Genomic DNA, 15961 nt, shown 5'->3' with positions numbered 1-15961 from the left:
AGACCGCGAAATCTTTGGTTTTATACCAGCGAGAAGCATAGTATCATTTTCACTGGTTACCATGTTATTTTTAATTTGGGGTATACCCAATAACATGAACGATATTTTGATAAAACAGTTCATGAAATCTTTTGAACTAAGCCGTACCCAGGCAGGTCTGATTCAATCGGCATTTTATATGGGCTATTTCTTTTTGGCAGTGCCTTCGGGGCTTATCATGAAAAAGTATTCTTATAAAACAGGGCTTATTGCGGGCTTATTACTTTTTGCATTAGGATGCTGCTTGTTTTGGCCAGCAGCCATCGCCGGTAAATATGGTTTGTTCCTGTTTGCCTTATTTGTTATAGCATCAGGCTTAACTTTTTTAGAAACCGGGGCCAATATATTTATTGTAAAACTGGGCAGTTCTCAATCTGCCGAGCGCAGGCTTAATTTTTCGCAGGCTTTTAATCCTATAGGTGCGGTTTTAGGAGTACTTATAGGTACCATATTTATACTTTCAGGTATTGAGCATAACCCGGTAAAAATTGCAGTCATGAAATTATCGGGCGAGTATCAGCATTATCTGAAACAGGAAACTATGCGGGTTGTTACTCCTTACCTGGTATTAGCAGCATTTGCCGTGTTATGGAGCATTTTGCTGATGTTTACCAAATTCCCCAAAGGTACTGACGAGTTAAAAGAGGAAACACAAGCCCCTGCCAATGCAAAAGAGCTATTAAAATACCCTCATTTTTATAAAGGGGTACTTTCACAATTCTTTTACTGCGGGGCACAAACCTGCACCTGGAGTTTCTTTATTCAATATGTTCAGGATTATACAGGTGAGCCCGAGAAAATAGCAGGGTACTTTTTAACCGGAACACTGGTAGCATTTGGTCTCGGCAGATTTTCGGCTACCTATATCATGCGCTATGTATCACCCGGTAAGTTAATGGGGATTTATGGAGTGATAAATATAGCCCTGGTTGTTATTGCTATATTATTTCCGGGTGTTGTAGGGGTTTGGGCCATATTTTTCACCAGCTTCTTTATGTCATTAATGTACCCTACAAACTTTGCCCTCAGTATTCGTAGCCTGGGTAATAACGCTAAAATTGGCGGCTCAATAATGGTGATGGCTATTGTTGGTGGCGCATTCTTCCCGCCAATAATGGGCTTGATCGCTGAGTCGGCAAAAAGTATGGCTGTTGCCATGGTAATACCATTAATATGTTACCTGTATATTGCTTATTATGCGTTTAGAGGTTCAAAAATACCCAATGAACATGCAGAAGAAATATCTGCAGAAACAAAAGTATTATCTATTCATTAAATATATATGCCCGATAAAAATTTCAAACCATATGCTTTGGATATGTCACCGGTAATTTTTGGTACCAGTGGCTTAGGCAACTTGTTTGTAGCCTTAAATGATGATGTTAAACAAGAGATAGTAAAAGAGTGTATTGCCCATACTCAGGGTAAGCTGATCTTTGATTCGGCTGGTAAATATGGGGCAGGCTTAGCGCTTGAATCATTGGGTAAATGTTTAAAAGCTTTAAATGTCGACCCGGACGATGTGATCATCAGTAATAAATTAGGATGGATACGTACAGAGCTTAAAACACCTGAGCCAACTTTTGAGCCCGGTGTTTGGCGCGATCTAAAATATGATGCTGAGCAACACATCAGTTACGATGGTATTATTGAATGTTTTGAACAGGGGAATGAATTGCTGAACGGATATATTCCGCAAATGGTATCGGTACATGATCCGGATGAGTACCTGGCTAAAGCGACGTCGGCAAGTGAGGATGAAAAATTATATAACGATATTTTAGATGCATACCGCGCGCTTGAAACATTAAAACGTGATGGCAAGGCTAAAGCGATAGGCGTAGGGGCCAAAGATTGGCGATCAATAGCCCGTGTTTACGAGGATGTAGATTTGGATTGGGTGATGATTGCCAATAGTATGACCATTAAAAACCACCCAAAACCTTTGCTTGATTTTATGAAAAGGTTGGAAGATGATGGTGTGCAGATCATCAATTCTGCCGTGTTCCATTCCGGTTATTTAATTGGCGGTGATTATTTCGACTATAAACTTATTGACGCAAATGCGCCTCAACACAAAACATTAATCAAATGGCGGGACGACTTTTTTAAACTATGTGGTAAATTCAATATAAAACCGGCTGAAGCTTGTGTGCAATTTGCATTAATGGTGCCTGGGGTAAAAAGCATTGCACTGAGTACTACTAATCCTAAAAGAGTAAAAGATAATATAGCAATGGCAGAGGTAGCGGTGCCAAAAGCATTCTGGGAAGAAATGATCAGCAATGAATTGATAGATAAAAACTGTTTAGAATATACCAACATCCTGTCATGAAGAGATACTGTTTAGCACTTGACCTGGTAGACGATCCTGCATTAATTGCAGAATACGAGCATTGGCACAAAAAAGAAAATATATGGCCCGAGATCACAGAAAGTATTAAGGATGCCGGTATTGTTAGTATGCAAATATACAGAACAGGTAATCGCCTGTTTATGATAATGGATACTGCTGATGATTTTGATTTTGATATAAAAACGGCGATGGATACCGATAACACAAAAGTGCAGGAATGGGAAGAGTTGATGTGGAAGTTTCAACAGCCTTTACCATGGGCTGAACCAGGTGAGAAATGGGTATTAATGGATAAAATATTTCGATTAGGCTGACATGGCAAGGATTGATTCGCATCAGCATTTCTGGAAATATGATCCGGTTAAATATGATTGGATAGATGACAGTATGCCGGGCATCAGAAGGGATTTTTTACCACATGATCTGGAGCCTGTTTTAAAGGCTAATGGGTTTGATGGTTGTATTACTGTTCAGTCCCATCAATCAGAACAGGAAAACGATTTTCAGTTAGCTAATGCTGATAGGTACAACTTTATAAAAGGGGTAGTAGGATGGGTTGATCTTCAATCGCCAAATATTGAGGCACGATTAGCCCATTATAAACAGTTTAAAAAGATGAAAGGTTTTCGTCATGTATTGCAGGGAGAACCTCAGCGCGATCTGATGCTGCAACCGGCCTTTTTACATGGCATAAGCTTGTTAAAGAAATACAATTATACCTATGATATCTTAATTTTCCCCGATCAATTAAAATATATAGCAAAGTTTGTAGCGCAGTTCCCTGATCAGCTTTTTGTTATTGACCATATAGCAAAACCCAATATAAAACAGGCTGAAATAGTCGAGTGGGAAAAAGATATAAAGTCAGTTGCCCAATTTGAGAATGTATTTTGCAAAGTATCGGGCATGGTTACCGAGGCCGATTGGCAAAATTGGAAACCAGCTGATTTTAATCCGTATCTGGATGTTATAGCAGATAATTTCGGTAGAGACCGCATTATGTTTGGTTCCGACTGGCCGGTGTGCAAAATTGCTGCTGAATATGAGCAGGTAGCAGGAATTGTAGCAGCATACTTTTCAGCTTTTAGTCAAACAGAACAAGAAAATATTTTTGGCGCAAATGCTGCCAGATTTTATAATATCTAAGCTGAAATTATTCCTTCTCTAGCTCTTTTTTGGATTCCCTTAGCTTTTCCATTTCATCTTTTGGCAATACGGGGTATTTCAACTTCAGATTTTCAATGGTTTGCAGTATAATGGTTGATATGGCTATACGCGTAAACCATTTCTTATCTGCCGGTACTACAAACCAGGGGCACTCTTCTGTAGCTGTTTCTGTTATGGTTGTTTCATATGCTTTCATATAATCGTCCCATCTGTCGCGCTCCAAAATATCACTTGCTGAAAATTTCCAGTTTTTCTCCGGATCGTCAATACGTTTTAAAAAACGCTGTTTCTGTTTCTGTTTTGAAAGATGAAGGAAAAACTTAATTATAACCGTTCCATTTGCATGCAGGTGTTTTTCAAAATTACGGATGCTTTCATAACGCTGATCCCAGAACTTTTTATTGATATGCTTAATATCACTAATTCCCGGAATGTTCTCTTTTAATATCAACTCTGGGTGTACTTTGGTTACTAGTACGTTTTCATAATGGGAGCGGTTGTGGATACCTATGCGCCCGTCTTCTGGCAGGGCTAGATAATGCCTCCATAAAAAGTCGTGTTTATAATCCTCAGGCCCCGGTTGCTTAAAACTGAATACCTGGCAGCCCTGTGGGTTTAATCCCGACATGGTGTGGGCAATAGCACTATCCTTACCCGCTGCATCCATCGCCTGGAAAATGATAAGTAATGAATATGTATTTGCAGCATAAAGCTCTGTTTGCAGTTTTGCTGTTTGCTTTATAAGGTCCTTTAAAATGGCAGCCGCATCTTCCTTTTCGTAGTCGGCCGAGTAAGAGGTATCGTAATCTTTTAACGAAAAATTTTTATCGTTGGTTATTTTAAATTGATCCGGTAAGCTTTTCATAAGATAGAATGGTTACTAAGTAATGATTATAGGTTTATATCTCCTGCAGATCGCAATAGTAAATATACTATTCCTTTTTTAAACCTGTATATCGGCATTAAACAAGAAACCTCAGTTATATGCAGTTTTAATAAATGGTTACTTTAGAGACCTAATTGAAAGACATTATGATAAATGAAAACGAAAAACCTGAATTTTGGGAATCCGCCTTTATCAACAAGCAGGAAATGTGGGGATTTGAACCATCAAAGTCGGCAGTACTGACAAAGGATTTTTTTGTACAAAAGTCAGTGAAAAATATCCTCATTCCCGGAATTGGCTATGGTCGGAATGCACAAATTTTCAGGGATCATGGAATAGTAGTTACAGGTATTGAGCTATCAAAAACTGCTATTGATATGGCCAGAAAGCATTACGGAGCAGATATGACCATTTATCACGGTTCTGTAATCGATATGCCTTTTGACAAATGCCTGTATGATGGAATATTCTGCTATGCCTTAATTCATTTGTTAGACGAAAGCGAACGGGAGAAATTGATCCATGATTGCTATAATCAACTGGCAGACAATGGTTATATGGTTTTTACGGCAATTTCAAAAGAGGCTCCAACATATGGACAGGGTAAATTAGTGAGCAAAGATCGTTATGAAATATTCGATGGGGTTAAAATGTTTTTTTATGACAGAGAATCGGTTCAAGCAGAGTTTAGCAAAGCTGGATTGTTTGAGATAACGGAAGTTACCGAGAACTATCCATTCTTATTAATCAAGTGCAGGAAAGGCGATCAATAATATTATGAAAGTGGTTATATAGATCATTCTGGATTTTCCCCGGTTAGATTCTTTCTGGTGATTCCTTGTATACTTCAGTGCAAAGGGATTTAAAGAAAAGCACTTTAAAATTTTCGATATTTTTCTTCAAAAATAAGTAGAATAATACTGTCTATCCCGCCTCATTTTGATAGTATAATTTATCCTCCTAAAAAAATATTAGCACAATGAAGATTTTACACAAATAAATATACCTTTGGTTCTTATCCTATTCTATTCCATTATTGATGGAATTAGAGTTTAAAGAAAATGTCAAAACCTAATAAAAATACGTTTGATGAGAGATATATATGACCAGATACATGAGCTTGAGGGCATACCCAGGCTAACAAAGCACGAGCAATTTGTACAGGGCATTATCAATGCGGTTGATAATAGAGTGGTTGTGGTAGGCGATCTGCTGCCATCAGTCAACAAGTTGATGAACGAGTTGGGTTTTGCCAGGGAAACCATCATGAAGGGCTACAAGGAACTCATCAAGCGCGGCATTGTAGAATCTCGTAATCGTATGGGCTTTTTTATTGCCAGTGCAGATACCGGGCAAAGCCTGCGAGTAGCACTGTTGCTTTATGCGTTTGACACTTTCCAGGAAACCTTTTATAAAACATTTAAGAAACACCTCGAACCAGAGGTGCATCTTGATTTGTTTTTCCATCATAACAATATCGATATCCTGGATACCATTATTGGCAATATACGCGGCAAATATGGTATGTATGTAGTGGCTCCAATCCCCAACCCGCGCACCAGTAATATTCTCAAAAGTATTCCCCCGAATAAGTTCCTGATGATTGATCGTTTTGAACAAATGGAGGGAGATTTCTCTTACGTTACACAAGAGTTTGAACAAGCTACTTACAAAGCTTTTTGTGAATTGAAAGATGTAGTAACGCGCTATGATGAATTTGTTTTCTATTACCGCCCATCTACAGATACGCCAATTGAAATTTTGCGATCTTTTAAAAGATTTATTAAAGAATACGGCATAAAAGGAACCATACAAACAGAATACACCCCGGGCACCATCACCAGTGGGAAAGTATACTTTACGATCAATAATACCGAATTATGGGCCATGCTGAAAGACTGCATTGATAAAAATCTTGACCTTGGTACTGATGTAGGCATTCTGTCGCACAATGACGATATGGTGAAAGAGATCATTTGCGGTGGTATAACCACTTATTCTACCGATTTCAGGTTGATGGCAGAAGAAGCGGCTGCGTTTGTAATGTCCGGAAAGCCGGTCAAAAAGATCATCCCTACAACGCTCATCAGGCGAAAATCATTGTAGCTTAATTTCTGTTATATATTATCAACACCGCATTTTAGTTTGATATGCTGCTTAGTTTTATTATTTGTACCGGTTTGGTAGCCTTGATCTCGTGGCTCAAAACAAGACGGACACGCCTTAAAACGGTTAATGATTATTTTTTAAGCAATCGCAGCCTTGGTTTTGTGCTGGTTGGTTCCTCTATTTTTTTAACCAACCTAAGCGGCAACTTGCTCATCGGCGAAAACGAGTCGGTGTATATCAATAACATGTCTGTTATGGCCTGGGGGATGACATCTATCCTGGCCATGCTTGTAGTTTCGGAATTTTTGCTGCCGGTTTATTTGCGTATAGGTGCTATCACTACGCCCGATTTTTTAGAACACCGTTTTGATGCTGTTACCAAAAGAATCGTATCTATTGTTTTTCTGGCCAGTTATGCAATCAATCTTATTCCCACTATTTTATATGGCGGCGCTTTGGCCATGAACGGCATATTCCACGTTAGCCAGCACACAGGGTGGGGGGCAACTACCACTTGCTGTGTACTCATTGTGATTATCGGCATTTCGGGTAGTTTTTACTCTATTCTGGGCGGCCTGCGGGCCATGAGCATTTCTGATACGCTATTGGGGCTGGGTATGATGACTGGCTGTCTTCTTATATCTTATTACGGGTTTAACTATCTCGGTCATGGCAATTTATTAGCCGGAGTGAGGGTGATATTGCATCAAAAAAAAGAACATCTTAACGCCATCGGCTCAGCTACAGATGCGGTGCCCTTCAGCACAATTTTTACCGGCATGTTGCTCATGAACCTGTATTACTGGGGCATGGAGCAATTTATAGTACAGCAGGCGCTCGCTTCAAAAAACCTGAAAGAGTGTCAGAAAGGTATAGCGTTAGCCTGCGTGGGTAAATTACTAGCCCCGTTAATTTTGAATTTGCCGGGATTGATTGCCGTGCATTTGTATCCCCATCTTGATAATACCAGGGAAGTGTTCCCTAGGCTAATCTCGGATATTCTGCCCGGTGTTTTTCAGGGTTTTATGGCATCCATCGTTTTAGGTGCCGTTTTCAGTACTTTTAACGCAGGCCTCAACAGTTCAGGAACATTGTTTATTATGAATATTTACAAGCCCTGGCTTGATAAAAGCGGTAAGCAGAAAAATGATGAGCAGTTGGTGCGAAGCAGTAAGATATTTCAGGTACTGCTCACGCTGATGGGATGTTGTATAGCGCCGTTCATTATTTTATTTAAAGGAGGTTTTTATACTTATATCCAAATGCTGTCCGGCTTTTTCACCGTACCTGTATTCTCCGTTTTGCTCGTAGGCTTTCTAACGCGCAGGGTGCCGCCTGTAGCTGTAAAAATCGGACTGGCCTTTTTTATATTGACCTATGCCAGCGTTATCCTTGTATTTCAGCCGCCAATGCATTACCTGCATGTGCTGGCTATATTATTTGTATTAACAGTTGCTATAATGCTGTTGATAGGGCGACTGTTCCCGCTCAAGGTACCTTATCAAGCAGAAAAACATCCGGTAGTAGATATTCAGCCCTGGCGCTACCGGCATTGGGTAAGTGCGTTGCTCATTACCCTCATGGTACTCGCCTTTGTCTTGTTCTCGTCGATAGGGATCGCCGGTAGGTAGTCTTCAGTTCGCAATTTGACGGCGTATAACGGGCAAAGGATCTTATCTGTTTGCTTTTATATCTGTACTATTCTATACCTTAATTATAAATTTATTTCCACGTTTGTTAACTACTTTGCCAAACGCCGGAGTTAAAGGGTTTTTCCAGAAAATTTTTAAAAAAAATATGTATTCATAAAAAGATATTGTAAATGATATTATACTTTCAGTGATATGATTAATAACGATTTAGTTGGTAAAAATGTAGCTTTTATAAAATTTTAAGTGTGCAGAACTGTCGCCTTCACACAAACAATTGAATAGGTAGATAATGAGGGTATTAAAAAGTATTAAGGAAAATTTGCAAAAGTCATTTTATATTTTCACTTTTGAATTATAGTATAGTATAGAATAGATAAATGATTTTTATACTATTTGCCAATTATCAACCAGTTGCTTAAAGATTAGTGTTCTCCATTATATAATGCGTTGCTTGCAGCACATGGTAAAAATGGTTTTTGATGCATAGGCATAGCAATTGTTTGCTGCGAAGTAAACAAAGGCATTATGCGACTGGCGAAAGGAAATTATAGAAAAGTAATCAACCAAATTTTAAACCATATAACACCTCTTACATGAACCAAAAAGAAAAGCTACCGAAAGGGAAACCTAAGGCCCGATGCTTAATTCAGCCTTATTCTACAATGTCTTTTAACATTCCATATTAAACGAAACCAATTCAATTTAAATTATGAAAATATTTACTCATTCCATTTTAAAGGATCGCGATATGAGGCAAGACTTTTCCGGTGTTTGCCCTAAAAGGCAGTTTACGGCCGGGAAGTGCAAGCTTGCTTTGTTTCTTCTGATCCTTTTACCCTTATTCACATTGAATACCTACGCGCAAACCATTACAGTCGGCGGTACGGTATCTGACAACAGCGGGACACTGCCGGGAGTCAGCGTTACAATCAAAGGCACAAGCACTGGGGTAAGTACTGACATTAAAGGGCAGTACACGCTTAAAGTGCCTGGCAATGCTGTGCTTGAATTTAAAATGATCGGCTATAAAACGCAGGCGGTGGATGTCAATAACCGGAAAACCGTTAACATTAAACTGGAAACTGACAGCAAATCACTTGATGAAGTGGTAGTTGTTGGTTACGGTGCCCAAAAGAGGGTTAATTTAACAGGATCAGTTTCGACCATATCAGGAGAAGATATGATCAAACGACCGGTGGTAAACACAACCACTATGCTAGAGGGGCTTGCTCCAGGCGTGTCGGTTGTGCAGGGCAGTGGCGAACCGGGAAATGAAAATGCTTCAATTACTATCCGGGGTGTGGGTACTTTCAGCGGTGCTGGTACCTCACCTTTAGTATTGATTGATGAAGTTCCCGGCAACCTGAACGACGTTAACCCCTTAGATATTGAAAGTGTCTCTGTATTGAAGGATGCTTCCTCTGCGGCCATCTACGGCTCACGGGCGGCCAATGGGGTAGTTTTGGTAACTACAAAGAAAGGTAAAGCAGGCAAACTTAAAGTTGAGTATGACGGAAATTTGGGTTTCTCCACCTACACTAAAATGTTTCAAATTGTTACCAATTCTGTTCAGTACATGAATATGTACAATACAGCACGTATTAATTCGGGGCTTACCGACACAACACAACTATACACGCCGGCTGAAATTAACGCTTACGCGACGCATCCGAATGACCCTTTGTATCCAAACACGAATTGGTTACCATACCTTTTCAGGACAGGTACAACACAGACCCATAACCTGACGTTCAGCGGAGGCAATGATAAAACAACCTATAATATCAATTTTGGCTACGTAGATCAAAACGGTATTATGCGCGGGTTTGATTACAAAAAATACAATATTCGTACAAACCTACAGTCCAAAGTAAATGATCATATCACTTTTGGAACTAATATCCTGATGAAGTCAGGTATAACGGATGCAACGTCCAATGGATCTGAAGATATGTTCTTGTCAACATTATCACAAGCGCCCACTTATGGCCCTTATACAGCGGATGGCAGTGGTCACTTTACCTATAAGACATATCCTTTTGAATACAATAATAAGAACCCTGTTGCGGTGTTGGATGACGGCTTATATCATGATACCAAGGACTATGAAGCGGACATCCAGGGTTGGGCAAATGTAAGCTTCAATAAAGATTTTTCATGGTATACCAAGGCTGCATTTAACGGAGAATTTGATACTTACAAAAACTTTGTTCAAAACATCCCTGAATATTATTATGGAACCGGGCAATTGGGTACAACTCTTGACCTGGGACAAGGCTTAACCGTGCAGGACGAGCATACAATTTACTCCAATTTATTCAGTTACTTAAAATATAACCACTCCTTCGGTTCCCATACTATTATGGCACAGGCCGGCTGGAGCATAGAACAAAGTAATTACGAATTTCTGCAGGCTTACAGGCAGAATTTTGTGGACCCTGCCTTGCAGGAGATAAGAGCCGGTAGTACCGATCACATTACCAATGATGGTACCAGCAACGGATGGGCGCTGGAGTCATGGTTCGGCCGTGTGGATTACAATTATAAGGAACGTTACCTGCTGGAAAGCAATATCCGTTTTGATGGTAGTTCTAAATTCGCACCCGGTAATAAATGGGGGACTTTTCCTTCCGCATCTGCTGGTTGGAGAGTTACGGAGGAACCATTCGTTAAGGCACTCAATTTAAATTGGCTCAGCAACTTTAAATTCAGGGGATCATGGGGGCAGGTAGGTAACCAAAATATCAATGGAAGCCTTTATCCTTATCAGGCATTGTTGAATTTTACCGGTGCTTATTCGTTTGATAATCAAAGCTTAACTACGGGTGTTGCGCAGACACAATTGAATAATCCTCAATTGAAATGGGAAACAACAACCATGACAGACATCGGCGCGGATATTACGCTGGTAAAGAATTTTGGTATTACTTTTGACTGGTACAATAGGGTCACTTCAAATATTCTTAGGCAATCCCAAATCACGGCTGTTGTTGGGCTGCAGGCTCCTATTGTTAACGATGGAACGGTTGATAATAAAGGTGTTGAACTTGGTCTTACCTATGGCAATTCCGTAAAAGGAGGTGCACTTGAAGGGATGACCTATAATTTTGGCCTCAACCTGGATCATAACACCAATAAACTGGTGAAATATGGCGCGCCTGATATTTACGGTAACAGTATTAATGAGGAGGGTTATCCAATCAATTCTTTTTATATGCTGAAGGTGGTCGGAATTTTCCAGAATAAGCAGGAAGTTGCAAATTCTCCTAAGCAATACGGTGACAATACGCAGCCTGGTGACTTAAAGTATCAAGATACTAACGGCGATGGAAAAATTGATGATAATGATAAGGTGATTATTCCGGGTGTTGTTCCAAAATTAAATTATTCCTTTAGTGCGAATGCCAGTTGGAAAGGCTTTGATTTGTCAGTGTTAATGCAAGGTGTATATGGTGTTAAATACTTTGTTAATGATTGGGGTACAATCCCATTTGTGCAAGGTGCGCCACCAACCACCAACTGGCTGAACGCGTGGTCGCCCACAAATCCGTCTACAACGATGCCTCGTCTATACTGGGGATTTAATGCGCCGCAAAGTCTGACCCGCCCGTCTACTTTCTTTCTGCAGGACGGTTCATACCTTAGGGTGAAAAACTTGGTATTCGGGTATACTATTCCAGCCAGTGTTACCAAACATATAGGTATTGATCGCCTTAGGGTATATTTCTCAGGCGACAACCTGTTCACCTTTACGAAGTATCCTGGTCTTGATCCGGAACGCGCGGGAAGTGGTGATTTCCTTACCTATCCGCAAAATAAAATATATTCCTTTGGTGTAAATGTGACCTTTTAAGAATTGATAAAATGAAAAAACGAATATATATCATCATATGCATGGCCGTAGTTTCGACACTGGGCGCATGTAAAAAATCGCTCGATTTGAATCCGACGGATCAATTGGCAACTACAACCTTTTACAAACAAAAAAGTGACTTTGACGAAGCGCTGGCCGCTGTTTACGGTTCCTTACAAACCGAGGAGTTTTCCTACGGAATGGGTTTTCGGGATTGTCTTTCTGACAACGGCTATGCTCAGTTTAATTCAGGTTCGGTTACCAGTATTGATCAGGGTAATCTGAGCGCAACAATCGGAGGTTATCAGCAGTCAATTTACGACGATGCTTATACCACCATTGCGCGTGTAAATAGCTTTTTGGCGCAGCTTACTGCCTACCAGGGAGCTGATGTTACCGATGCTATCAGAAAACAATATACTGGTGAGGTAATGTTTGTCAGGGCATTCATGTATTATCAGCTGTATACCATTTATGGCGATGTTCCTTTAGTAACCCAACCATTAACACTTGCAACACAGAAGCAACCGAAAGTTCCAGCTGCACAAATATTGGCACAGATTGAGAGCGACCTGAATTATGGTATAAACAATTTAGGTACTGGACCCTACATCAGCAACTATGGACATGCTTGCGCATCATCGGCGCAGGCTTTATTGGCACGTGTATTAATTTTTGCTGCTTATCAGGGTACAGGAGTGGTTGATCCAACAATAATGGGGCAAGTGCGCGACTTATGTAAGTCGGTGTTAACGCAATACTCTTTGGATCCTAACTATATCAGTCCTTTCAGGGATGCAACCCAGATGACCAGCAAAGAGGTTATTTTTACGATCAATTTCCTGGCACCTAACAACACTGCGCCCTGGGATCTGTATTATGGCGACTGGGATGCCTGTGCGCCTTATGAAAATCTCGTAGATGACTATGAGTGTACTGATGGTTTACCTTGGGGAACTTCGCCACTGACGGATAAAGTAAATAACTTTAATAATCGGGACCCCCGGTTGGGAATGACGATTTATAAGGGTTATGTCGATTTCGGGAACGGTGAGGTTCATCATCCCTCAAATCCGGTTCCAACCGGATACGGTACAAAAAAATTCCTGGAACCCAAGAATATACCTTATGGCTTTTCTACATTAAGCCAGCAGGATGCCGTTATCATTCGCGCAGCTGAAGTAATGCTGATGTATGCTGAAGCTGAAAACGAGTTATCAGGTCCGGATGCAACCGTTTACCAATTGACTACGGCCATTCGGGCCAGGGTAAGTATGCCTGCTTATCCGGCCGGCCTGTCGCAGGACGAAATGCGCCAGCGGATACGCCATGAACGCAGGGTAGAACTGGCGTTTGAGGGATTACGCCATTTTGACCTCGAGAGATGGCATATTGCAGGCCAGGTACTAAACGGGTTGAATACAGGGATAATTACTTTTAATTGGCAAGATAAATTTTATAAATGGCCATTACCACAAACCGAAATAGATAAGAGCGGCGGCATATTGGTTCAAAATCCTGATTACAAATAAAACTGAGTTATTTAATTTATATCGTTAATGAGTGTAATAAAGTCCAGCAATGGACTTTATTCATAATTTAAGTATAACAGAAAAAAGATCGTATTCATTGTCGGGATGAAGACCCGGGTCAATATTATTTAAGGATTATAAAAGCATCATACAATTGAAAATAATAGATATATATACAAAGGGCAGATATATTATACTGGGTTTAGCAACAATTGCCTGCTGCGGGCATGCGAAAGCGCAGCAAATAACAATACCAATAGAAACAGAGCAGACAGCTGTTGTTTTACAAACGGATACCGCCAGGCATTTAAATACGATTTATATAGGGAAGAAGCTGGAGAAAATAAATGAATATGAATTTGTTACCGGCGAATATAAACAAACGGTTGATTATAGCGGGATGTATAACTCCGCTTACACACCGGCGGGTTCACGGAACCTGCTGGAACCAGCCATCGCAGTAACGCATGCCGATGGTAATAATTCGCTTGATCTGCAGTATGTTAGTCATACCCAAACTAAAATTAGCAATGATATTTCACTTTTAACCGTGCAGCTGAAAGATCCGGCCTATAACTTCCAGGTTACCCTGTACTACAAATCCTACTATAAAGAAAATGTAGTTGAACAATGGAGTGCCATACAGCATCACGAAAAGGGAAATATTGTACTGCGGAAATTTGCTTCAGCTAACCTTAATTTGTCTGCAGGTAGCTATTGGCTTCGGCAATATCACGGCGATTGGATCAGAGAGATGCAGCCTGAGGAAACCTTATTGACACATGGCATCAAAACGCTGGATTCGAAACTGGGAACGAGGGCCAATCTTTTTATGCCTTCCATATTTATGATTTCGCTCGACGAGCCGGCCACCGAGGATCACGGCAGCGTTCTGTTTGGCGGCCTGGAATGGAGCGGAAACTTCAAAACGGATTTCGAAATTGATCCGCAGGATAACCTCCGGATTATATCCGGGATCAATAATTATGCGTCAGCTTACCAGCTCAAACCGGGTGAAGTATTTGAAACCCCACCTTTTTTATATACGTTTTCAACCGAGGGAAAAGGTAAAGCAAGCCGCGACCTGCAATCCTGGGCCCGTAACTATAAATTGGTTGACGGTAAAGGTTCAAGACTGACCCTGCTCAATAACTGGGAATCTACCTATTTTGATTTTAATGAGGCTAAACTTAACGGATTGTTAAAAGATACCAAAAAACTCGGTGTCGATCTTTTCCTGCTTGACGATGGCTGGTTTGGTAACCAGTTTCCGCGGAACGATGATCATGCCGGCCTGGGTGACTGGCAGGAAAATCGTAAAAAACTGCCAAATGGTATTGCGGCTATCGCGAAGGAAGCACAAAACGAGGGTGTAAAGTTTGGGATCTGGATCGAACCGGAAATGGTTAGTCCGAAGAGTAGCTTATACCATCAGCATCCTGACTGGGTAATTAAGCAACCCAACAGACAGGAATATTACTTTCGAAATCAACTGGTACTTGACCTGAGCAATCCCCAGGTACAGGACTTTGTATTCCATATTGTCGACTCCTTATTTATTAAGGATCCGGCACTGGCCTATATTAAATGGGATTGTAATGCCGTAATTTATAATGCTTACGCTGTTCATTTGCACCAAAATCAGTCGCAGTTTTATGTTGATTATGTCAGGGGTTTGTATAAAGTATTACAGCGAATCCGGGCCAAGTACCCGGAGGTGCCGATGATGTTGTGTTCAGGTGGGGGCGGGCGTGTAGATTATGGTGCTTTGCAATATTTTACAGAATTCTGGCCGAGCGACAATACTGATCCTATTGAGCGAATATTTATTCAGTGGGAAAACTCCTACTTTTATCCGGCAATTACAAGCGCTAACCATGTAACCGATTGGGGTAAAGAATCTTTAAAGTTTCGGGTCGATGTTGCTATGATGGGCAAGCTAGGATTTGATATTGTGGTTAGCAAACTCGGTGGTGATGATCTTACATTTTGCCAGAACGCGGTGGCAACCTACAATGAAATAAAGCCGGTGGTATGGCAGGGAGACCAATACAGACTGTCAGATCCGCGAAAGGAAAATACGGCTTCGCTACTCTATGTAAATGCTGATAAGTCGACTGCGGTTATGTTTACTTACCTGGTTAATTATCGCTATGACGAAGGAAGTAAAAGACCAATTTTACTGAATGGACTAGACCCTGAAAAGAAATACCGTATCAAAGAGATTAATTTATACCCGGGCACCTCACCGGCCATCGACCATGAAAAGGTTTACACAGGGGATTTTTTAATGAAAGTCGGCCTGAATCCTGAAGTAAATGCTAACAGGACCAGTGTGATACTCGAATTGAATGAAATAAAATAATT

11 protein-coding genes are annotated in these 15961 nt (G+C 40.6%); 10 read left to right on the top strand and 1 reads right to left on the bottom strand.

Annotated elements, in window-relative coordinates; all coding sequences use genetic code 11:
- Window positions 1-61 precede the first annotated feature (61 nt).
- From fucP to BLU33_RS11025, 4 genes are read left to right on the top strand one after another with little or no spacing between them, the layout of a single operon-like run.
- Window positions 62-1315, top strand: a complete 1254-nt coding sequence (gene fucP, locus BLU33_RS11040) for an L-fucose:H+ symporter permease (RefSeq protein WP_197684595.1) — start codon at window positions 62-64, stop codon at window positions 1313-1315.
- A gap of 6 nt (window positions 1316-1321) precedes the next feature.
- Window positions 1322-2374: an aldo/keto reductase gene (locus BLU33_RS11035; protein ID WP_091372393.1), complete on the top strand. Its 1053-nt coding sequence runs from the start codon at window positions 1322-1324 to the stop codon at window positions 2372-2374.
- Window positions 2371-2709: an L-rhamnose mutarotase gene (locus BLU33_RS11030; RefSeq protein WP_091372391.1), complete on the top strand. Its 339-nt coding sequence runs from the start codon at window positions 2371-2373 to the stop codon at window positions 2707-2709. Before BLU33_RS11035 ends, BLU33_RS11030 begins: the two co-directional genes overlap by 4 nt.
- A gap of 1 nt (window position 2710) precedes the next feature.
- Window positions 2711-3541 (top strand): amidohydrolase family protein, encoded by an 831-nt coding sequence (locus BLU33_RS11025; RefSeq protein ID WP_091372388.1) that lies wholly within the window; start codon window positions 2711-2713, stop codon window positions 3539-3541.
- A 7-nt stretch (window positions 3542-3548) separates the two neighbouring features.
- Here the strand turns inward: BLU33_RS11025 and BLU33_RS11020 are convergent, their stop codons facing one another.
- The gene (locus tag BLU33_RS11020; protein ID WP_091372385.1) at window positions 3549-4427 is read right to left on the bottom strand and encodes a PPK2 family polyphosphate kinase; all 879 of its coding nucleotides are present in this window, start codon (window positions 4425-4427) and stop codon (window positions 3549-3551) included.
- 167 nt (window positions 4428-4594) lie between these two features.
- Here BLU33_RS11020 and BLU33_RS11015 point away from each other — a divergent pair, with 167 nt between their 5' ends.
- The 6 genes from BLU33_RS11015 (at window position 4595) to BLU33_RS10990 (ending at window position 15959) form a co-directional block, all read left to right on the top strand.
- The gene (locus tag BLU33_RS11015; protein ID WP_091372383.1) at window positions 4595-5221 is read left to right on the top strand and encodes a class I SAM-dependent methyltransferase; all 627 of its coding nucleotides are present in this window, start codon (window positions 4595-4597) and stop codon (window positions 5219-5221) included.
- 316 nt (window positions 5222-5537) lie between these two features.
- Window positions 5538-6554 (top strand): GntR family transcriptional regulator, encoded by a 1017-nt coding sequence (locus BLU33_RS11010; protein ID WP_091372380.1) that lies wholly within the window; start codon window positions 5538-5540, stop codon window positions 6552-6554.
- Between the two features lie 44 nt (window positions 6555-6598).
- A complete protein-coding gene (locus tag BLU33_RS11005; RefSeq protein WP_091372377.1) occupies window positions 6599-8188 on the top strand; it encodes a solute:sodium symporter family transporter in 1590 nt (529 codons plus the stop codon).
- 730 nt (window positions 8189-8918) lie between these two features.
- On the top strand, window positions 8919-12062 hold the full coding sequence (locus BLU33_RS11000; protein ID WP_197684594.1) for a SusC/RagA family TonB-linked outer membrane protein: 3144 nt from the start codon (window positions 8919-8921) through the stop codon (window positions 12060-12062).
- An 11-nt stretch (window positions 12063-12073) separates the two neighbouring features.
- The gene (locus BLU33_RS10995) at window positions 12074-13594 is read left to right on the top strand and encodes a RagB/SusD family nutrient uptake outer membrane protein (protein ID WP_197684593.1); all 1521 of its coding nucleotides are present in this window, start codon (window positions 12074-12076) and stop codon (window positions 13592-13594) included.
- 154 nt (window positions 13595-13748) lie between these two features.
- Window positions 13749-15959, top strand: coding sequence for an alpha-galactosidase (locus BLU33_RS10990; RefSeq protein WP_232009432.1), 2211 nt, complete (start codon window positions 13749-13751; stop codon window positions 15957-15959).
- The last annotated feature ends 2 nt before the right edge of the window (window positions 15960-15961 follow it).

This window comes from Mucilaginibacter mallensis (genome assembly GCF_900105165.1).
Taxonomy (GTDB): Bacteria; Bacteroidota; Bacteroidia; order Sphingobacteriales; family Sphingobacteriaceae; genus Mucilaginibacter; species Mucilaginibacter mallensis.
This window is presented reverse-complemented; position numbering and strand designations above follow the sequence as displayed.